This window comes from Micromonospora sp. MH33 (assembly GCF_003013775.1).
Taxonomy (GTDB): Bacteria; Actinomycetota; Actinomycetes; order Mycobacteriales; family Micromonosporaceae; genus Micromonospora; species Micromonospora fulviviridis.
Map to the genome: position 1 here is coordinate 39,995 of NZ_MUYZ01000009.1, position 18,528 is coordinate 58,522.

Annotated in this window: 20 protein-coding genes; 11 read left to right on the plus strand and 9 right to left on the minus strand. The window is 70.4% G+C overall.

All coding sequences use genetic code 11. The annotated features are described in order from the left end of the window. The first annotated feature begins 96 nt into the window (after positions 1 to 96). Positions 97 to 804 (plus strand): DUF2306 domain-containing protein, encoded by a 708-nt coding sequence (locus B0E53_RS03515; protein WP_107074625.1) that lies wholly within the window; start codon positions 97 to 99, stop codon positions 802 to 804. A gap of 506 nt (positions 805 to 1,310) precedes the next feature. On the opposite strand, the gene B0E53_RS03525 is transcribed toward B0E53_RS03515, so the two are convergent. Further along, positions 1,311 to 2,207 carry an MBL fold metallo-hydrolase gene (locus B0E53_RS03525; protein ID WP_107074626.1) on the minus strand — a complete coding sequence of 299 codons (897 nt, stop codon included), beginning with the start codon at positions 2,205 to 2,207 and terminating at the stop codon, positions 1,311 to 1,313. Positions 2,208 to 2,213: 6 nt separating this feature from the next. Next, positions 2,214 to 3,461: an MFS transporter gene (locus B0E53_RS03530; protein WP_107074627.1), complete on the minus strand. Its 1,248-nt coding sequence runs from the start codon at positions 3,459 to 3,461 to the stop codon at positions 2,214 to 2,216. 93 nt (positions 3,462 to 3,554) lie between these two features. On the opposite strand from B0E53_RS03530, the gene B0E53_RS03535 reads away from it, so the two are divergent. The 4 genes from B0E53_RS03535 to B0E53_RS03550 all read left to right on the plus strand — a co-directional run bounded on the left by B0E53_RS03535 (position 3,555) and on the right by B0E53_RS03550 (position 6,177). Next, the gene (locus B0E53_RS03535) at positions 3,555 to 3,770 is read left to right on the plus strand and encodes a hypothetical protein (RefSeq protein WP_107074628.1); all 216 of its coding nucleotides are present in this window, start codon (positions 3,555 to 3,557) and stop codon (positions 3,768 to 3,770) included. Beyond that, positions 3,757 to 5,079, plus strand: a complete 1,323-nt coding sequence (locus B0E53_RS03540; protein WP_107074629.1) for an amidase — start codon at positions 3,757 to 3,759, stop codon at positions 5,077 to 5,079. The genes B0E53_RS03535 and B0E53_RS03540 overlap by 14 nt, the downstream gene beginning before the upstream one ends. A 29-nt stretch (positions 5,080 to 5,108) precedes the next feature. Continuing rightward, positions 5,109 to 5,681, plus strand: coding sequence for a TetR/AcrR family transcriptional regulator (locus B0E53_RS03545; protein ID WP_107074648.1), 573 nt, complete (start codon positions 5,109 to 5,111; stop codon positions 5,679 to 5,681). Positions 5,682 to 5,949: 268 nt separating this feature from the next. Continuing rightward, on the plus strand, positions 5,950 to 6,177 hold the full coding sequence (locus B0E53_RS03550) for a hypothetical protein (RefSeq protein WP_210405902.1): 228 nt from the start codon (positions 5,950 to 5,952) through the stop codon (positions 6,175 to 6,177). A 15-nt stretch (positions 6,178 to 6,192) separates the two neighbouring features. Here B0E53_RS03550 and B0E53_RS03555 read toward each other — a convergent pair whose 3' ends face one another. From B0E53_RS03555 to B0E53_RS03565, 3 genes are read right to left on the minus strand one after another with little or no spacing between them, the layout of a single operon-like run. Beyond that, positions 6,193 to 6,795, minus strand: coding sequence for a hypothetical protein (locus tag B0E53_RS03555; RefSeq protein WP_107074630.1), 603 nt, complete (start codon positions 6,793 to 6,795; stop codon positions 6,193 to 6,195). Next, positions 6,720 to 7,382 (minus strand): low temperature requirement protein A, encoded by a 663-nt coding sequence (locus B0E53_RS03560; protein ID WP_168215203.1) that lies wholly within the window; start codon positions 7,380 to 7,382, stop codon positions 6,720 to 6,722. The genes B0E53_RS03555 and B0E53_RS03560 overlap by 76 nt, the downstream gene beginning before the upstream one ends. Beyond that, on the minus strand, positions 7,268 to 7,921 hold the full coding sequence (locus B0E53_RS03565; protein WP_107074632.1) for a low temperature requirement protein A: 654 nt from the start codon (positions 7,919 to 7,921) through the stop codon (positions 7,268 to 7,270). The genes B0E53_RS03560 and B0E53_RS03565 overlap by 115 nt, the downstream gene beginning before the upstream one ends. A 486-nt stretch (positions 7,922 to 8,407) precedes the next feature. On the opposite strand from B0E53_RS03565, the gene B0E53_RS03570 reads away from it, so the two are divergent. After that, entirely contained in the window at positions 8,408 to 8,818 is a 411-nt protein-coding gene (locus tag B0E53_RS03570; protein WP_168215204.1) for a DUF2267 domain-containing protein, read from the plus strand. A gap of 327 nt (positions 8,819 to 9,145) precedes the next feature. On the opposite strand, the gene B0E53_RS03575 is transcribed toward B0E53_RS03570, so the two are convergent. Next, a complete protein-coding gene (locus tag B0E53_RS03575; protein WP_107074634.1) occupies positions 9,146 to 10,201 on the minus strand; it encodes a YafY family protein in 1,056 nt (351 codons plus the stop codon). A 62-nt stretch (positions 10,202 to 10,263) separates the two neighbouring features. Between B0E53_RS03575 and B0E53_RS03580 the strand changes: the two genes are divergently transcribed. The 5 genes from B0E53_RS03580 (at position 10,264) to B0E53_RS03600 (ending at position 14,397) form a co-directional block, all read left to right on the plus strand. Beyond that, on the plus strand, positions 10,264 to 11,250 hold the full coding sequence (locus B0E53_RS03580; RefSeq protein ID WP_107074635.1) for an NADP-dependent oxidoreductase: 987 nt from the start codon (positions 10,264 to 10,266) through the stop codon (positions 11,248 to 11,250). Further along, positions 11,247 to 12,359 carry a winged helix DNA-binding domain-containing protein gene (locus tag B0E53_RS03585; protein WP_107074636.1) on the plus strand — a complete coding sequence of 371 codons (1,113 nt, stop codon included), beginning with the start codon at positions 11,247 to 11,249 and terminating at the stop codon, positions 12,357 to 12,359. Before B0E53_RS03580 ends, B0E53_RS03585 begins: the two co-directional genes overlap by 4 nt. 24 nt (positions 12,360 to 12,383) lie before the next feature. Next, complete coding sequence (locus B0E53_RS36880; RefSeq protein ID WP_146167576.1) at positions 12,384 to 12,581, plus strand: hypothetical protein; 198 nt, start codon at positions 12,384 to 12,386, stop codon at positions 12,579 to 12,581. A gap of 566 nt (positions 12,582 to 13,147) precedes the next feature. Then, positions 13,148 to 13,354 (plus strand): hypothetical protein, encoded by a 207-nt coding sequence (locus B0E53_RS03595; protein ID WP_107074638.1) that lies wholly within the window; start codon positions 13,148 to 13,150, stop codon positions 13,352 to 13,354. Positions 13,355 to 13,542: 188 nt separating this feature from the next. Further along, positions 13,543 to 14,397 carry a DUF4240 domain-containing protein gene (locus B0E53_RS03600; RefSeq protein WP_107074639.1) on the plus strand — a complete coding sequence of 285 codons (855 nt, stop codon included), beginning with the start codon at positions 13,543 to 13,545 and terminating at the stop codon, positions 14,395 to 14,397. Positions 14,398 to 14,608: 211 nt separating this feature from the next. Here B0E53_RS03600 and B0E53_RS38455 read toward each other — a convergent pair whose 3' ends face one another. From B0E53_RS38455 to B0E53_RS03615, 3 genes are read right to left on the minus strand one after another with little or no spacing between them, the layout of a single operon-like run. Next, on the minus strand, positions 14,609 to 15,082 hold the full coding sequence (locus B0E53_RS38455) for a DUF4190 domain-containing protein (RefSeq protein ID WP_210405903.1): 474 nt from the start codon (positions 15,080 to 15,082) through the stop codon (positions 14,609 to 14,611). Continuing rightward, on the minus strand, positions 15,079 to 15,660 hold the full coding sequence (locus tag B0E53_RS38460) for a hypothetical protein (RefSeq protein ID WP_210405904.1): 582 nt from the start codon (positions 15,658 to 15,660) through the stop codon (positions 15,079 to 15,081). Before B0E53_RS38460 ends, B0E53_RS38455 begins: the two co-directional genes overlap by 4 nt. Further along, positions 15,657 to 18,146 (minus strand): AAA family ATPase, encoded by a 2,490-nt coding sequence (locus B0E53_RS03615; RefSeq protein WP_107074640.1) that lies wholly within the window; start codon positions 18,144 to 18,146, stop codon positions 15,657 to 15,659. Before B0E53_RS03615 ends, B0E53_RS38460 begins: the two co-directional genes overlap by 4 nt. Positions 18,147 to 18,528: the final 382 nt, after the last annotated feature.

The window sequence follows — 18,528 nt, forward strand, 5'->3', positions numbered from 1 at the left end:
TGTACGCCGTACACCCTACTCTCAGCGGTAGGTGTACGCCGTACACCTCGTGTGGTTGGTTAGTGGCCGGCTGGCCAGTGGATGGAGGGATCTGTCATGACCCTGTCGGCCAAGCGAGAGTGGCTGGTACCCGTCGGCCTGATCCTGCTCAGTGCAGTACCCGTGATCGCCGGTGCCGCCCGCACCGCCGAGCTCACCGGCGGCGCGACGGTCACCCCGGACAATGCCCGGTTCTTAGCCTCGCCCGTGCCCGTGCTGGTGCACATCGTCGGCGCCAGCCTGTACTGCCTCCTGGGGGCCTTCCAGTTCGCCCCCAGCTTCCGCCGTCGCCGGCCCGGCTGGCACCGCATCGCCGGGCGGGTGCTGATCCCCTGCGGGCTCGCCGCCGCCCTGTCGGGTCTGTGGATGACGCTGTTCTACCCCCGCCCGCCGATCGACCACGTGCTGGTGACCCCGATGCGGCTCGTCTTCGGCGCGGCCATGTTCTGCTGCATCGTCCTCGGCTTCGCCGCCATCCGGCGTCGGGACATCGCCCGTCACCGCGCCTGGATGGCCCGCGGCTACGCCATTGGACTCGGCGCGGGCACCCAGGTCCTGACCCACCTGCCCTGGATGCTGCTGGCCGGCCAGCCGGACGGGGTCGGCCGGGCGCTGCTGATGCTCGCCGGCTGGGTGATCAACCTGGTCGTCGTCGAATGGGCGCTGCGCAGGCGGCCGGCCAAGCCGACCCGGAGCATCCAGCGCCCCGCCGACGCTCCCGCAGGCGTTCTTGCCAGCCAGTTGCGGGGACACGCGGTGTGCTGATCACTGCAGTTCGTCGAGCGGCACTTCGTGCGCGGCATCGACACGTCGGTCGATCTCAACGGGCCGCCCCACCAGCGCCCTGCCCGCCAGCGCACCGAAACCCGCAACACCCGGCCCCGGACGGCCACCCGGCTCCCGCAACCGCCGGCCCGCACCCCACCACGACGTCGGCAAAACCATCAAGCGTGACCTGACCATCGCAGCACGTGACCAACGCGAGGGTTAAAGGCCAAGCTTAGTCCGCGCGTGCCAACGGCATCCACCCGCTCGCTCCACGTCGGACCCGAGGGACATCGATCGCAATCCAGAAGGTCGCAAGGCTGCACGTCAGCTGCCGCGTGAATCGAGCCAGTTCCCGGGCAATCGGCCCGGCTGCACGCCGCCAGCCGTTCTGATGGAGTGCCACGACGCCGAGGCGACGGTGCGCGCCACCCTCGCCCTCGGCGTCGCCGCGTCGGTAGCCGCGAATGTCCTGCACGCACAGCCGAGCCCGATCAGCCGGTGGATCAACTCGATGCCGGGACTGCCGCATTCGCCTGATGCCCGAGGCGGTAGGCGTCGCCCTCAGGCAGCACGTGTCCGCCGGTCGGAGCGGGGAAGTGGCTGCCCAGTAGGAGGGTGCCGGTGCCGGCGAGCGAGGCGAGCAGCCGTCGGCGGGTGGCCTCGGCCTGGGTTGCGTCGATGTCGACGCAGGAGCTCAGCGAGGGATGGGCCAACTGGACGGGGTGGTGGACGGCGTCGCCCGAGATCAGTGCTGTCTCTCCCGCACTGCTGAGGTGGACGGAGATGTGGCCGGGGGTGTGGCCGGGGGTGGGTAGCAGCCGCAGCCCCGGGGCGATCTCGATCCCGTCGCCGGGGACCTCGACGGGCTCGAGCAGACCGGCCTGTTCCACCGGGAGCACCGAGTCCTCGAACATCTGCCGGCGCGGCGCGTCCATTGCGTACCCGGCCCAGAACTCGCGCTCCACGCGGGAGGTGATGTGGCGGGCGTTGGCGAAGGTGGGAACCCAGGTTCCGTTGACCTCGTGGGTGTTCCAGCCGACGTGGTCGGTGTGCAGGTGGGTCAGCACGACCAGGTCGACGGAGTCCGGTGTGAACCCGACGCTACGCAGGTTGTCCCGGTAGGTGGTGTCGAGGTTGTGCCAGGCCGGGTTGGCGCGGCTCTTGCCGTTGCCGATGCCGGTGTCGACGAGCACCCGCAGTCCTTCGGTCTCGACGGCGAAGCTGTGGCTGTGCAGGCGCAGTTCGGCGTCGGGGCTGGCGAAGTCGGGGCGTAGCCAGTCCTGCCGGGCGACCAGGTCGGGGGTCGCGTCCGGCAGCAGCCACTGCCCGGTCTGTGGGGCGAGCAGCAATTCGTCGATGCGGTGGATGGTGATGGAGCCTACGGTCCAGGTGGCGGTCATGGCGCTTCAGTGTCCTTCGGTGTTGTGGATCGAACGGGGAGCCAGGGCGAGCACCACCGAGGCGGCGAGTCCGAGCAGGACGGTGCCCACGGCGTAGACGTGCGTGGCGGTGGCGGGACCGGACGTGCGGGCGACGGCGCCCACCGCGACGGCGGGCAGGCTCATCGCCAGGTAGTTGACGATGGAGCACACGGCGACGACCGCGGCTCGGTGGCGCTCGCCGGCCGGTGCGGTGATGATGCGTACGCTGCCCTGGTTGACCATGCCGAACGCGGCGCCGGCCAGTACCGCCCCGCCGAGCAGCGCGGGCGGTCCGCCGCCGTGCAGAGCGGCCACGGTCAGTACCGCGGCGAGGGGTACGGCCAGGCTGCCGACCCGAACTGCCGCGCGGGGTGCCGCTCGGGTGAGCAGCACAGCCGGTACGGCGGTGACCGTCACAGCGAGGAAGATCAGGCCGCCTGCCGCGAGGGGCAGGTCCGGGGCGATGTGCAGCAGCAGGGACGGGCCGAGCGAGGAGTAGAAGCCGCCGAGCGCCCAGACCGCCACCATCGCCGCGGCCAGGATCCGCAGTTCGCGGCGAGCCGTCGCGGGCACCCGGAGCTGACGGCGCGGTGGCGGTGGGGCCGAGCTGATGTGCGTTGCGCCGGTCGTCGCATTCGCCGTGGCGGGGGTGGACGGCCGCATGGAGCCGGGCGGTCGAAGTCGCGGCTCTGGCCCTGTGAGGAGCATCGCTGCCCCGGCGATGAACAGGGCCGCCAGCGCGAGGTAGATCATCACGGCGTTCTCAGGGCGGAGGTAGACGAGCACGGTCGCGGCTACGACGCCGAGCGCCATCCCTGCGGGGGGTGCGACGCTGTTGGCCAGCGCACCGCGTCCCGGGCGACCGGGGGCTTCGAGGTCCAGCAGGGCGGCGCCGACCGCCCCGATGGCCACGCCGGTGGCGATTCCCTGCACGGCCCGCGCGGCGATCAGCAGGCCAGGCCCGGCGGCAACAGCCAGCAGCAGCATCGCGACCGCCTGGACGATCAGAGCGATCACGGTGACCGGTTTACGGCCGTAGCGGTCGGACAGGGTGCCGGCGAGCAGCAGCGCCAGGAGCAACCCCACGGGGTAGACGGCGAAGACGACGCTGATCGTGAGTTCCGAGAGTTTCCATTGCTGCTGGTAGAGCGGGTAGAGCGGGGTCGGCGCGCTGGAGGCGGCCAGCAGTGCGATGAGCACCGCCGCGTACCGGGGGAACAGTCCCGCTGGCATGACACCTCCACTTAAAGCTATCCGTTTGCGTTAGTGGACCGTAGCCCGTATGGTTCCCTAACGCAAACCGTTAGCTTTAAGTGGAGGATGCGCATGACCACCCCCCTCACGCCCCCGGAGGCGGCCGCTCTCGCCGCCCGTGCCGGGCTGCTGGTCGAGGAAGCCCGGCGCGCCGGGCTCGCGGCGGCAACCAACCACATCCACGACGCCGTCAACGTCCTGCGGGAGCTCGACTTCGGCGACACACCACCGGCCTTCGTGTACGAGGCCGGCACACGTCAACAGAAGGATGATCATGCAGCTGCCTGACCTGTCGCTTACCGAACTCGCCGCGGCGATCCAGGCTCGCGAACTCTCGCCCGTCGAGGTGGTCGACGCCGTGCTGGAGCGCGCCGAGCGCACGGAACCCCAGCTCAACGCGTACTCCGCGATCGACGCCGACGGAGCGCGCGAGGCGGCGCACGCCGCCGAACGCGCGCTGGCCGCCGGCCGGGACGCTGGCCCGCTCGCCGGCATCCCGGTCGGCATCAAGGACCTCATCGACATCGAGGGCAGACCCACCGGTGCGGGCTCCGGGGTGCGCGACGGCCACCGCGCCGAGAAGGACAGCGCGGTGGTGTCGAGCCTGCGCGACGCTGGGGCGATCATGCTCGGCAAGACCCACACCCACGAGTTCGCCTACGGTCTGATCACGCCGCAGACGCGCAACGCCGTCAACGGCGACAGGGTGGCCGGCGGATCCAGCGGAGGGTCCGCGGCAGCCGTGGCCGCGGGCAGCGCCACCTTCGCCCTCGGCACCGACACCGGCGGCTCGATCCGCGTCCCGGCCGCCCTCAACGGCGTGGTGGGCCTCAAGCCGACGTACGACCTCGTGCCCCGCCAGGGCGTCACGTCACTGTCGTGGTCCCTGGACCACGTCGGACCGATCACGCGTACGGTCGCCGACGCCGCTCTCGCCCTCTCCGCCCTCACCGGGCGCCGCGCCGCGCTGCACACCGATCTGCGCGGAATTCGCGTGGGCGTGCCGCGGAACTACTACTTCGACCGGCTCGACCCGCAGGTCGAGAGGGCGGTGCTCGCCGCCGTCGACAAGCTCGCCGCGCTGGGCGCCACCCTCGTCGACGTGGACATCCCGATGACGCGCTACCTCGTCCCCGCGCAGTCAGTGATCATGCTGGCCGAGGCGAGCGCCTACCACGAGCACACCCTGCGCGCCGCCGCCGACCTGTACGGCGAGGACGTCCGCGGCCTGCTCGAAGCCGGCGGGCTGCTGGGCGCCGGCGAATACCTGCGCGGCCAGCGTGCCCGCACCCTGGTCCGGGAGGCATGGTCAGGGCTGTTCACCGGGGTCGACGTCCTCGCCGCTCCGACCGTGCCGATCACCGCGGTTCCGATCGGGCAGGAGAGCATCGTCTGGCCGAACGGGGAGGTAGAGAGCGTGACGGACGCGTACGTGCGGCTCTGTGCTCCCGCGAACCTGACCGGTTTTCCGGCTCTGAGCGTTCCGGTTGGCTTCGACGAAGACGCCCTGCCGATTGGCCTGCAGCTGATCGGAGCACCCTTCACCGAGGACGTCCTGCTGCGCGTCGGTCTGGCCCACGAGGAGGCTACCGGTTAAAGCGAAACGTTTGCCTTAGGCTGGTGACCATGAGCCGCAAGCCCATGGCACGCCCCGGTGGCCGCAGCACCCGCGTCCAGAGGTCGGTACACGACGCGGTGCGCGCCCTGCTGGCCGAGACCGACCGCGACAACCTGACCGTCCCGATGATCGCCGCTCGGGCCGGTGTCACCCCCTCGACCATCTACCGGCGCTGGGGTGACCTGCAGGAACTGCTGTCGGACGTGGCCGTCGAACGGCTGCGGCCCGAGGCGGCGCCCGACGACCACGGCTCCTTCACGGAAGATCTCGCCGCCTGGGCCGAGTCCTTCCTCGACGAGATGTCCTCACCACCGGGGAAGGCCTACATCCGGGACGCACTGCTCGGCGATCCCGACGGCACCAACGCCGGGCAGTGCTCCGCCTACGCCGCAGAGCAGATCAACATCATCCTCGCCCGCGCCACCGAACGGCAGGAACCGACACCTCCCCTGGAGGCGGTCATGGACCAACTGGTCGCGCCCATCATGTACCGCATCCTGTTCCGCCCCGACGGCCTCGGCGAAGCACACCTGCGCACCCTGATCGACCGGGCGACCAACGCCGGCGGTCAAGAGGGGTGAAGTGAGGTTGGGGTACGGAAACGGCTCAGGTAGTCGCGGGCACGGGGGATCGGGTCCCGCCAGTACTGGTGTGGCAGGCGGGCGATGCGTTGATCCGATCGCTCAATTGCCGTCCGACGAAACGCACCCGCTGCCTGGGCCACCACCCCCGAGACGTTAGCTGATCGGCCGACCCGTCGCGCATGCCGAGACGTCCACTGGCAGTGGCAACCGCCGAAGCGCATCCGCCTACCGGATGTAGGGTCCGGAGGTGATGCGGCGATGGACCTTGACGATCCTGATGGCGGCATGTGGCGTGCTGGTGGCGGTGTCGCAACTGGCCGACGGCCTGCCGGTCGTAGGCGGCGCCGAACTGCTGATCTTCTTGGCGCTGGCGTTGCTGCTGTCGCCGCGGGCCTTCCCCCGCTCGCTGGACGCCGCCGAAGCGCAGCGGGCCAGCGCGGCGGACGGACGAGCGATCGTGCACTGGCGTCCCGGCTGTCGCTACTGTCTTTAGCTCAAGGCCGTGAAGTTAAGGATCGCCCTGGTCTGTCAATGCGGGTTGGCCTGCGATGATGTCGATGCTGAGGGTCGCGAGGTAACTTTTGCGGTCGACGCCGAGGCTTTTGTAGGCGTAGCGGGACAGGGGTCGTTTCACGGCGCGAGGGCTGACTCGTAGGCGTCGGGTGGGCATGAGGTTGTCGAGCAGGTGACGTCCGATGGTCCCGATGAGGTCGATGGTGGTCTCGGCGATGACGTTCGCGGCTTGGACGATCAGATCCTTGGCGGTCTGCACGGCGGTGGTGAAGCTGGCCCGGTCGGGGTCGACGCCGCCGGCGGCGTCCGTGGTGTCGGTGATCGCGATCCGCAGGACCTGATAGATCGTGAGCAGGGCGTAGATCTCCTGGGCGATGAGCGCCGGGATGGGTGAGCGCAGCACTCGACGGCCGAGCAGCGTCGATTTGATCTCCAGGTAGGCGGACTCGACCTCCCACCTCTCGTGATACAGCTTCACGATCTCGAACGCCGGGAACCGCCGGTGATCGAGCAGAGTGGTCGTCAGCCGGTAGACACCGGTCCGGGTCCCGGCGGTCGTGGAGACGGTGATCTCACACGCGATGATCCGGACCCGCACCCGCCGATGACCGAGGTGTACGAGCCGTCGTGGTGCCGGGCGAGTACCGGGGGCTTCCGGTTGCCGTTCAACCGGACCAGGAACTGCGCACCGGTCCCGGCCACCGCGCCCAGGAACGTGTTGCTGTCGAAGCCCCGGTCGAGCAACACGATCATCCGCGTGTGCAGGCTGCGCAGCAGCCGTCCCGCGTGGGTGGTCTCCCCGTCAGTTCGGGGACCGAACACCGCGTCACCAACGCGGACCCGGGCATGCCACAACAGCACCCCGGCCACCATCACCAGGTGGCTGTACGAGGTGGAGGTGCCGGGCCGGACCCGCTCCACCACCGTGACGGCCGGCGGTGCCAACAGCTGCTCCACCCGGTGGAAATAGAGCTGAAAGAGCACGACAGCGCTGGCGAACCCGACGAAACTCGTGGTCACCGGGCCGGCCTGGAAGCCGCTGCCGGCCAGCCCGATGCCGCCGCTCAGGATCAGCTCGCCGAGGGAGATGATGAAGATTTCTCGATGCCGCTCGGAGAGGTGGGTGCCGGTGAAGATCTGACTGGCCAGTTCGGTGCGACCAAGTTTCGGCGTCGGCCAGCCCAACCGGCCGACCCGAGGTCGACCGCCACCGCGACCGACCAGAGCAGCAGCCGGGCCGTTCCGTGCACGAACACCCCAGCGACCCATGGCAGCGCCGTGACGCCGAACCAGAAGAACACTCGGATGCTCCGGGCCTGGATCGGGCGATTCACTCGGGTACCGGGGATGAGGACGGCGTCCCGGACGAGATGGATGCCGAAGTACGCCGCGACGAGCAGCCAGCCGTAATCGTCGAAGGCGTACGGCACCGCGATCGCCATCAACAGGGTGCCGAACATGACCGCCAGGACGGTGGCCTGGATGACCGGCAGCCGCGGGTTGAACAGATCGGTGAGCCACGCGGTCAGTACCCAGACCCACCAGGCGGCCATCAAAAGGACGGCGGTCTGGGCGGCACCCCGGACGCTGAGGTCCCCGGCCAGCCCCGCCGAGAGCCTGGAGAGCATGAAGATGTAGACCAGGTCGAAGAAGAGCTCCAGGAACGTCGGATGGTCAGGCTCGCCGCGCCGGCGAAGGATCCGGGGGAGCGGGCTGGGCCTCACGCGTCTGCCTCCTTCGGCACGCCGCTCGGGGGCGGAGGCACGTTTCTTTCGCCAACCTACAAAAGCGGCGGTCGCCGGAGAGCGGAAACGGACGAGCAGGCGGAAGCAATACACCGGTCATCGGCCCGACACCCCGACCCGTCTGTCGGCGATGCAATCCCACAGATGGCCGCCACGAGATGGGTGGGCGATCAGGCCAACCAGGTCCGCGCGGTAGGTCCCGCGCGCGCCCTCTCGGCAGGCCCGGTCTGCAGCCGCGGGTGACCTCGTGGCCGCGCTGGCGCAGCCTCGCCACCACCTCGCCTGCTCGTCCCGTTCCATCGGAATGTCGAGGATGTCGCCGCAGGGCGCCTTGTGATTCGCCCGATGGGGATGAGGCCGCACCACCCTCCGTCCCGGCAGGCTGTCGAGGTACCAGTTCGCTTAACGAAGCGATGTGATGCGTTCCAGTCATTCGACAGGGATCTGGCCGGAGAGGGGAATCAGATGGAATACGAGGATTTCGTCAATGCAGTGGCCACGCGGGCAAAGGTGTCGACCGACCAGGCGGCGGCACTGACCGGCGTGACGTTGGAGACGTTGGCGGATCGGATCAGCGCCGGCCAGGCTGAGGACCTCGCCTATCAGCTTCCGGATCGACTTGCCGATCACCTGAGCAGACCGCTCGGAGGGGAAATGGCCACCTCGTTCGGGCTCGACGAGTTTGTGCGGCGGGTGGGGGATCGTCCGGGTGTCGATCGTGCGCTCGCCGGTGCCGGGGTCCGCGCGGTGCTCACCACCCTCCGCGAGGCCGTAACCCGAGACGAGTTCGAGAACGCCGTGACCCAACTTCCCAAGGAGTTCTCGCAGGTGATCGAACCGGTGGGGGCCGGTGGCGGGCGGCGCCGCGGCTCGTAGCACGCAGAGTTGAGGCAGGAGCAGTTGCCGGCGCCTCCTCAGTTGCGTCCCTAGCCGATGGTGCCGTTGGCGATCGTGTGGGGCGGGCGTCGGTGGACAGTCCGGCACCGGTAGCGAACAGGTTGCGGTCGAGCATGGCCGGGCCAGCGGGGCTGCGAACCGCAGTCGTGCCAGCGTCGGCGTTGTGGCTGGCGTTGGCCGAGCGGCGGTCCACGCGGCGACGGCGACCGGTGGTGGCGGCGCCGGTTTGGTAGGAGCCGGGCTGTGGGGCTGGGGGAATCGCCGGTCAGGTGACCGGCTCAGCGGCGTAGGCGAACGCGCCGGTTGTCAGTCCGATGTTGCGCCGCCCTTCTCAAGATCCTCTCGCTTTCTTCGCGGGTGGATTGCGTCGCCGGTTTGGTGCGGTGTCCGTTGGGGGTCGGTCCGGGCTGCCGATCCTTGTGCGGCTCGGAGGAATCGGGTTCCCCAGTCTTGGAGGTGGTCGGTGAATTCCGGGGGGCTGAGTACCTCGAATTCAGCGCCGATGTTGCCCAGTGCTTGGGTGGGCCAGTCCAGGCTGGCGGATACCATGGTGAGACGGCAGTGTTGGCTGTCGATGGGCTCGATCGTGCCCCATTGCCCGGCGACCCGGCCGACGTGTTCGGCGGATGCGTGGACCAGGGCCTGCACGGTGTGCGCTGAGGGGACGCCGGTGGAGGTGCGCACGAACTGGGCGGCGTCGCCGGCGGGAAGGGGGCGTGGACGGAACCTCGTTCCGGAGCTGCGCGGGTTGGTTAGTCGGTCGAGGCGGAAGCTGCGCCAGTCGTGGCGGGTCAGGTCGTAGGCGGCCAGGTACCAGCGGCCGCCGAGTGCGACGAGGCGGTGCGGTTCGACTTCTCGGTCGGTGTCGGGGCCGCCGCGTGCGGTGTAGTGGAATCGCAGCCGTTCCTCGTCCCGGCAGGCTTGGGCGATCACCGTAAGCACTTCGGCGGGCACGACCGGTCCCGCGGCCGTGGGCGAGATGGTCATTTCGCGTAACGCGTTGACCCGGGCACGCAGACGCGGCGGGAGGACCTGCACCACTTTGGTCAGCGCGCGCACCGCCGCGTCCTCGATGCCGGCGATTCCGCTCTGGGTGGCGTCGCCCATGCCGACCGCCAGCGCAACGCCTTCCTCGTCGTCGAGCAGCAGCGGCGGCAGGACTGCACCGGGTGCCAACTGGTAACCGCCGTCGGTACCTCGGGAGGCGTGCACCGGGTAGCCGAGTTCCCGCAGCCGGTCGACATCGCGGCGCAGGGTGCGTTCCGAGATCCCCAGGCGGCCGGCCAGATCGGTGCCGGACCAGTGGCGGTGAGTCTGCAGCAACGACAGCAGCCGGAGCGTTCGGGAACTGGTGTTGGCCATGTCGCGATCTTCGCACGGCTTCCGGTCAGAAAGTGACCGGAAGCCGGTCTAGGGTCACTTTCATGATCACTCGTGAGATTCAGCTGACCACCCAGATCGCCGGTGTACCCGGCCGGGACCATTTCACCGTTGTCGAGACCAAGATCGACGGCGAGGTCGTCGTCCGCACCGACTACCTGGGACTGGCCGCCACATACCTCGAGCTCATGCGCTCCGACTGCCACCTACCAATCCCGGCCTGGCAGCCGGGCCAGCGCATCGGCGTCATGGCCATCGGCACGGTGTTGCAGTCGGCCAGCCCGGATCTGCGGGAGGGTGACCTGGTCCAGTCGATGAGCGGCTGGAGTACGCATTCCGCCGGGCCGGCCGCCTCGTATGTCAAGCTGGACCGCGACGCGTACCCGGATCCGAGCTACCACCTCGGCCAGGGACCGACCGCGTACTACGGCATGGCAGACGTGGCCAAGGTCGGCCGTGGCGATGTCGTGTTCGTCTCCGGCGCGGCCGGCGGCGTCGGCTCCCTGGCCGCCCAGATCGCCCGCAATCTGGGCGCCTCGAAGGTCATCGGCAGCGCGGGCAGCCAAGCCAAGGCGGATTACCTGGTCCGCGACCTTGGTATCGACGCCGCATTCGACTACCACCAGGATCCGGTCGGAGCACTGAAGGAACTGGCACCCGAGGGAATCACGGTCTTCTTCGACACGGTCGGCGGCACGCTCTACGAGGCCGCGCTCGAGGTCGCCGCGCCGGGAGCGCGGTTCGCGTTGTGCGGATCGCTGTCCACTCAACTGGGTGCGGCGGCCGAGCGATTCCCCGAACCCGACCAGGCTGCCGCCGCAGCCAAGGGGATCGAGCTGCTGCCCTTCTCCTGCTACCACACGCCCGACCAGATCGACGCATGGCACACCCACTTCAGGGCCTGGCTCGACCAGAACAGGTTCGTCTTCCCGCAGACGGTCGTCGAGGCCGGCATCGACGCCGTGCCCGATGCCTTCCTGTCGCTGTTGCGAGGCGGCTACCACGGCAACGTTTCGGTGCGGCTGGCATGACGCCGCTGTCGCGTCGCGCCCTCAACCGGGCACTGCTGCAGCGCCAATTCCTCCTGGAACGCACCGACCAGGCGCCGCTCAACGTGATCCGGCGTCTGGTCGCCCTGCAAGCACAGGAACCGAACTGGCCCTACCTCGGGCTGTGGAGCCGGATCCACGGGTTCACCCTCGCCGACCTGACCACCCTGCTGGCCGACGGGCAGGTCGTGCGCTCGAGCCTCCTGCGCAGCACCCAGCACATCGCCGCAGCCGACGATTTCCGTCGGCTGCGGCCCCTGCTGCAACCCGTCCTCGACCGCACCGCGAGCTCGCCGTACTTCCGACGCAACAGCAGCCGGCTGCCTACCGAGACGCTGATGGCCAACGGACTTGCGCTGCTGGACGCCGGACCGCTCGCCCGCAAGAAACTCGCCCAACGCCTCGCCGCTCGCCACCCGGGCCGCGACGGCCGAATCCTCGCCGGCGAATTCGAACTACGCACCCCGCTCATCCACGATCCCGCCACCGCATCCTGGGGTAGCTGGGGCAACCGATCTTCCGTCACCGTCACCGCCCTTGCGGCCGACAGCATCGAACCCACGACGATCCGCGACCTGATCCGCCGCTACCTCGCCGCCTTCGGACCCGCCACGGTGGCCGACGTTCAGGCATGGAGCGGGCTAACCCGGCTCAACCAAGTCGTCGCGAACATGGGCATCGAACTACGCCACTACATCGGACCCGACGGCCAGACCCTGCTCGACCTGCCCGACGCGCATCTACCCGACCCGCACATCCCAGCGCCCGTGCGACTGCTGCCCGCGTACGACAACGCCCTGCTGGGCCATGCCGACCGCACCCGCATCATCAGCGACGAAGACCGCAAGCAGGTCATGCCCGGCCGGGCCCTGGTACACCCCACCATCCTCATCGATGGCTTCGTCCGTGGAACCTGGTCCTTCACCGGAGACGACATACGACTGGCCCCATTTCGGCCTCTTGCAACCGCCGAACAGCAAGCCGTCAACGACGAAGCGAACCGGATGCTGCACTTCCTCACGTATCGACGAGCATCACAGCCCGCGCCCGATCAGCGACAGGGCAGCCGAGATGCGCACTCGCCAGCGTGATCGACGGGTCGCGGACGAACAGCAGTGAACCGCCTTATCCACCAGTGGTGGCACATCAGCGATGCGCTGTGGGTGCCGCGGCGCGATGGTGAGCCGGTACGGTTGTTCGTCGCCCGGCCAGAAAGCACCGTGGGGCTGGCCCGTCACTTGGGGCTCTACCCCAGCGGCTGGCACCGGATGAACCCTGGCCGTACTCGCGCCGCAGCCGTTCTGATCGTCTGACGCGCGACGCCCACGGATGGCGCAGTAGGCACGTCGCGCCGAGAGGATGCGCTGCCGGGCGTGCGCCGTCCACCTGTCGCTGAACCATCCGCCGCTTTCCCCTTGAAGCGGGCAAGACGGTAGCGCCTCGTTGGCGGTGTGCGCCGTACACCCAACTCTCACCGTTGGGTGTACGTCGTACACCTTGGCGCGGTGGTGTAGTGGCCGGCTGGACGGATGGCCGGGGGATGAAGGGATGTGCCGTGGCGACCTCGGCCAAGCGAGAGTGGCTGGTACCCGCCGGCCTGATCATGCTCAGCGCCGTTCCCGTGATCGCCAGCGCCGCCCGGGCCGCCGAACTCACGGGCAGTGCGACGGTCACCCCGGACAGTGCCCGGTTCTTCGCAGCTTCTGGTCCCACCACAGGTTGTCCAGGCGCCGGGGCGGTGATGATTGGCTCGCGCCGTCGGCTCCTCCCTGTAGGTAGTCGCGAGGTACGCCCGCATGCAACCCGCGGACCTTCTGTTTGAGCTGTCGGCGCGTCGCCAGCTCGTGCGGGTGGTCCGTTGCTCGCGGTCGGTCGCCACGTGCAGAACGAACTGCGCTCGGAGCCGGACCGCGGGGTCGTCGGCGGAAGCCAGCATCTCCACCTCGTGGAGGAACAACGGGTCGTCGAGGTGGCGGACCAGGCAGGCGTACGCCCAGTCCTTGCGCCGGTATGGTCGCCTCAACGCCGCAAGGATCAGCTCAGCGATCTGAGGCTGGATGTCCTCCGGGACACCGCCGCGATCTAGCCGGCGAAGAACTGCCTCCTTAGTTTCCGAGCGGGACCACATCCACGACCCTGGCGCTCCCCACTCGTCGGGATATTCCGCCTCCCACCGCAGGTACAGCACCGTGCCGCTCCTGCCGATGGCAGGAGCGGCACGGCCCTTCTGGTGCCGACTAGGCTCCAAAGCGTCCAGGATGAGAAGGAGCTCGGGTGATCTCTGCGACGTTCTGGTCGTACATCGCCCTGCTCGATGGTGCCGCGACTCCTGAGGGATGCGGGCGTCTCGTCGAGTCGCTGGGTTCGGCCGGAGAGGCCGACGTGCGGCAGTTCGCCGACGATCTCGTGGAGGCGGTGCGCGCCCTCACGCCGGCGCGACACCAGTCGCAAGCGGTCTGGGACGTGTCAGAGCCGGCCGCCGCGCCGGCGCTTCCCATGTCCGACGATGTCTTCCTCTACACCAGGCTCGCCGCTGTCGCCGCCGGCCAGCGAACGTGGCAGGCGGTCCTGGCCGACCCCGACGCCATGTCGGGCCGCTGGCGGGTGGCGGAGGCCGAGGAACTGTTGGACGTGGTGCCGGCGGCGTACCGATACGCCACTGGACTGGACTGGGACGACGACCTCGTCTTCGACATGCCGCTCGCCAGCGACGGCGCTCGAGCCGAGGCCGGCGCCGCTGGCGGCGAGGACAAGTGGTGGACCTGGTACATGTGCGGACACATGTATGACGTAAAGGCCGAACGCGACGAATTCGACGACGCGTCCTATGCGCTGGAAGCGGCGATCGACGCCGATCCCGCCTGGCGGGCATGGTGGGACGCCTCCGGCGTGCCCGATCTGGAGACCTACCCGTTCTACACCTGGGACACCGTCCCGAAACCGCGCCTGAGCAAGGGTCGGAAGGTGGTCCGGATCCACTTCGGCTTCGACGCCGCTGTCCTGCACAGCACACCCGTTCAGGATCTGACACGCCTCGCGGCCGAGCATCAGCGGGCGATGCTCGGGTACGCGCAGTCGAGACTCGGACTGCCGGACATGCCGCCCCTACCCAGCCCGGAGGAAAGGTAGTGGCGGCGCGCCGCGCGACGCTTCCCCGGCCGGGCACGGGGTCGTCACTTCGCTCGCCCCATTGGACCGGGCTCAGACACCGCCGAGGTTCGAATCCCGCTGCCCGGCGAGCAGGCCCAGCCGTTGGGCCGCACCGCCTGACCGACCGGAATCAGGGCCGGTCACCGTCGGGGGCGATCTGTGACGACACGATTTCGGCGCCGGTCTACGACTACGCGCTGATGACCGAGCCACTGAGGCCCCCGCCCGGGGTGTTACGAGGCGCGCGGCAGCGCGAGCCAGTCCTGCCAGGTGATGTCGCGGCCCAGATAGCGGGCTGCTGGAAGGGCCAGTCGGCGGCGATCCACCGCGGCACCAGCGCGTCGAACGCGCGCTCCACCTCCCCGCCGGCGAGGTCGTCCACCACCCACCAGGAGACCTCGCCGTCGGAGCCGACGCGCTCGGGCGGGTCGATGTAGACGCAGCCGAGGATCCTGGTTTCCTCCTCGTCCAGCAGCGCGTAGTTGAACGATCGGTGCGCGGCGATCTCCTTCTCGTGCCCCGATCGCGTGCCGTCGCGAGTCTCCCGCAGCGCCAGGTGACCGAGGACGACGGCCAGGGCGCAGGGCAGATCGAACAGGCACCAGCCACCGAGCACGCCGAGAATCCCGAGCACCAGCGACGCCGTCGCCATGCCTGAGGTCAAGACGGGCTGCACGGTGAGCCGCTGCCCGCCCGCCGGGTACCCGCCGCCCCGTAGGGCATGGCCAGGACCGTCGCGTACGCGCCGGCGGCCGCGGACACCGGAGGATACGGCCCCAGGACGGCAGGCAGGGGCGGCTGCGGGCGGGTGGGGTCGAAGCCGGGCTGCGGGTAGGTCATCGGTGCGGGTTCCGTTCTTCCGTCGAGGTGGGTGAGCAGGGCGCTCACCTCGGTGTGCAGGCGACGCAGCTCGGCGGCCGTCGGCGCCAGCTCGTAGCAGTGGTGGTGGGCGGCGGCCGACAGCGCCGCCCAGGTGAAGGCGACCCGCCGGGCCACGGCGAGGCCCGGCCCGAACCGGCCGCGCAACATCAGCTGCTTCGCCCGGCCCTGCCGGCAGGCGGCCACCACCGGGCGGGTCCGCCGCCAGTAGGCGTCGATTCCGTCTTCGAGGGCGAGCCGGATCAGGCAGGCGCACGCCCGCGGCCACCAGCCGCCGCTGACTGCGGCCGCGCCGAGCGGTCCGGCACCGCGCAGCATCTGGTCGGCCGCCGCCAGGCAGCGCCGGGGCGTCGGCGCGGTCACGACCGGACTTCCGCACCGTCGCGGGGCGCGGGCACGGCGGCGACCTGGGGTCGCAGCGCTTCCGCGAGGTGGCGGGCGTCGGAGACCAGTTCGGGCAGGTCGAACAGGTACGCCCCGTGCACGCCCTCGCGGCACGCCTTGTACGCGCCCACCGCCCGCGACCCGTGCCGGCGACTCAGATAGCCGAGGACGTCACCGCCCCGGTCGGCGTCGTCGAACAGCGCCAACGCGACGGTGGTGGTCAGCCGGCGGGACGCGGCCACGACGGCCGCCTCGATGTCGTCGTGCGGCACACCCCGCGCGACGCGCCGGCGCCACACGATCCGGTGGCAGGCCGCCTCGATCGCCGTGCGGCACAGCTCCGCCACCACCGGCCCGCGCACCTCGGACGCGATCTCCTCGGAGCGGGCCAGTGCGTACGCGTCGTCCAGGTACCGGGTCACCGGGTCGGAGCCGGGCCGCAAGGTCACCACCGACCGCTCCGCGCGGGTCACCTCCACGATGCGGGACCGACCGAGGTCGAGGCGGGCAAGGGCGTCGGGCAGCCGGGTGTCGTGGGTGAAGACCACCACCTGCCGCTGCTCGGCCAGTTCGGCGAGCACCCGGGCCAGCCCGTCCACCTTGGCCGGGTCCATGCTCTGCACCGGGTCGTCGACCACGATGAACCGGAACGGGCTCTCCGGGGCGCAGCCGCGCGGCAGGAACGTCGCCAGCCCGAGGGCGTGCATCTCGCCCTGGCTCATCACCCCGAGGGCGGTGCCGTTGTCGACGCCGTCCACGCTGACCGGGATCACCACCCGCCGCCGGGTGTTCATGCCCGCCAGGGTCATCGCGCCCAGCTCGACGTTGCTCTCCTGCCGCAGCTGCGCCCAGATCCGCTGCGAGTGCTCCGCGAACGGCGCCACCCGCTGGTTGCGCAACTCCGCCCCGGTCTCCTTCAACCACGCCCGCGCCGCCTTCAACCGGGCGAGGGCGCGTTCCCGTTCCGGCAGCGTCCCGGCTGACGCGGTCCAGGCCCGCAGTTCGCCGGCGACCGCCTGCCAGCCGGTGTCGCGCCGGCGGAGCAGACCGTTCGCGTACGCCTGCGCGGCCCGCGCTGCCGCGAGCACCGCCGGGTACCGCGCGGTCAGGTGGTCGGCCAGCTCCTCCGGCCCGCCCGGTGCCAGCCGCAGCGCCGTCGCCGCCGCCTGCAGGTCGTCGACCGGCACCCCCTCGGCGTCACCGGTCGGCACGTCCAGGTCGTCGATCAGGTAGTGCGCCCGCTGCAGCAGCGCGGTCAGCCGGGAGGCGGCGGCCTGGGCTGCGAGGGTTCGGTCTCGCAGCTCCGCCAGGGACGCGGCCGCCCGGGTCCGCCAGTCGCCGTCGAGGCGGCCCGTCGCGCAGACCGGGCACGGCCCGTCACCCCGGTCGTCGTGGTGCTCGATGGCGAGCCGGAGCAGTTCGGCGCTGCGCAGCGATGCCCGCGACCGCCCGCCGTCGTGCCGGCGCGCGTCGGCGGCGGCCTCCCGCAGCTGCCCGGCGATGCGGGTCACCTCGTCGGCGTCGGGCAGCTGCATCGCCACCAGCCGCCGGCAGAGCAGCACCGCCTCGTCGGCGGTCGGCTCCTGCGGCTCGTCGAGGATCGCGGTCAGCGCCGCCAGGTCGACGGTGCCCCGGGCGCGCAGCAGCTCGGCGGCCCGGCGGGCCCGGTCGTCGTCGATCCCGGCGAGGGTGGCGGCGAGGGTGGCGCGCTGTCCACGTACCTCCCTGATGGTGGTGTCGACGGGGCGCGCGGCGGCCATCAGGCGGCGATCGGCGTTGGTGATCGCCTCCAGGCCGAGGATCGCGGAGATGGCGTCGAAGAGCTGGCTCTGCGTGCCGGCGGTGAGCCGGCCGAGCTCGGCGGCGGTGAGGAACGGCCGGTACAGTTCCAACGGCCGGGCCAACCCCAGCTCGGCGAGGTCCCGATGGGCGCCGCGCGCACTGGTGACCGCCACCTCGGCGTCACCCAGCTCCGCCTCCGCCAGCCAGGAACGGACCACCCGGGTGGGCGTGGCCACCCCGTCGACCCGCAGCTCGACAGCGATCCGGCACGGGTCGCCGGCGTGCAGGTTGCGCCACCCGGTACGCCACACGCTGTTGCGATCCGCCCAGCGCGCGCTGTCCCCGGTCAGGGCAAGTTCCACGGCCTCGGCGAAGCTGGACTTGCCGGAGCCGTTGCGACCCACCACCACCGTCAGCCCCGGGTCGGGCTCGATGGCGAGGGTGCGCTCCGGGCCGACGCCGCGGAACCCGGCGACGGTGACGGAGGAGAGCCAGATCCGCTCCTGCGGCTCGTCCGCCGTCGGGCGCTGCGGCTCCAGCACGGTCGGCGCGCCGGCGAGCGCCGCGTCCAGGTCGGCGTCGCCGGTCAGCGCGGCGAGGACCACCTCGGCGGTGTCATCGGGTACGTGGTCGGCGACGAGCCGGTCGAAGATCAGCTCGACCAGGGGTTCGGTGCGGTCCATCAAGCGACCTCCAACGGGTGCTGACGCGGACGTGGGGAGGGTGTGCGGGATCGGCTCGCGCCGGCTCGCCGACGGTGGTGGTGCGGCAACGCTGTGAAGTTGCTCTTTGTAAATGAATCGGTGATCGGGCCAGCAATGCAACGTGCCGGTCGCGTAGGAACGCCTCGCCCCAGCCATGCGTTTGGGGGCATCCGTCGAACGACCCTCCGACGTGGGAATCCGCCGTGTGCGCCACGCTCTCGGTGGCACCTTGAGGGCGTGAAGGACGTGCGCCCTGACGTGCGCGAACCTCAGGTCGGGGCGGCTAGGCCGTGTTTGGTAAGGGTCATAGCCATTGGTTGATCGCGGCGATGGTGACGGTGGCTTCGTAACGGACGGCGAG

What these genes read in the sequence shown, in the direction of transcription:
- B0E53_RS03615 (WP_107074640.1), bottom strand. Translation starts at nt 18,146, where the DNA reads ATGGACCGCACCGAACCCCTGGTCGAGCTGATCTTCGACCGGCTCGTC.
- B0E53_RS03515 (WP_107074625.1), top strand. Translation starts at nt 97, where the DNA reads ATGACCCTGTCGGCCAAGCGAGAGTGGCTGGTACCCGTCGGCCTGATC.
- B0E53_RS03530 (WP_107074627.1), bottom strand. Translation starts at nt 3,461, where the DNA reads ATGCCAGCGGGACTGTTCCCCCGGTACGCGGCGGTGCTCATCGCACTG.
- B0E53_RS03535 (WP_107074628.1), top strand. Translation starts at nt 3,555, where the DNA reads ATGACCACCCCCCTCACGCCCCCGGAGGCGGCCGCTCTCGCCGCCCGT.
- B0E53_RS03580 (WP_107074635.1), top strand. Translation starts at nt 10,264, where the DNA reads ATGATCACTCGTGAGATTCAGCTGACCACCCAGATCGCCGGTGTACCC.
- B0E53_RS03525 (WP_107074626.1), bottom strand. Translation starts at nt 2,207, where the DNA reads ATGACCGCCACCTGGACCGTAGGCTCCATCACCATCCACCGCATCGAC.
- B0E53_RS03585 (WP_107074636.1), top strand. Translation starts at nt 11,247, where the DNA reads ATGACGCCGCTGTCGCGTCGCGCCCTCAACCGGGCACTGCTGCAGCGC.
- B0E53_RS03540 (WP_107074629.1), top strand. Translation starts at nt 3,757, where the DNA reads ATGCAGCTGCCTGACCTGTCGCTTACCGAACTCGCCGCGGCGATCCAG.
- B0E53_RS03575 (WP_107074634.1), bottom strand. Translation starts at nt 10,201, where the DNA reads ATGGCCAACACCAGTTCCCGAACGCTCCGGCTGCTGTCGTTGCTGCAG.
- B0E53_RS03570 (WP_168215204.1), top strand. Translation starts at nt 8,408, where the DNA reads ATGGAATACGAGGATTTCGTCAATGCAGTGGCCACGCGGGCAAAGGTG.
- B0E53_RS03545 (WP_107074648.1), top strand. Translation starts at nt 5,109, where the DNA reads ATGAGCCGCAAGCCCATGGCACGCCCCGGTGGCCGCAGCACCCGCGTC.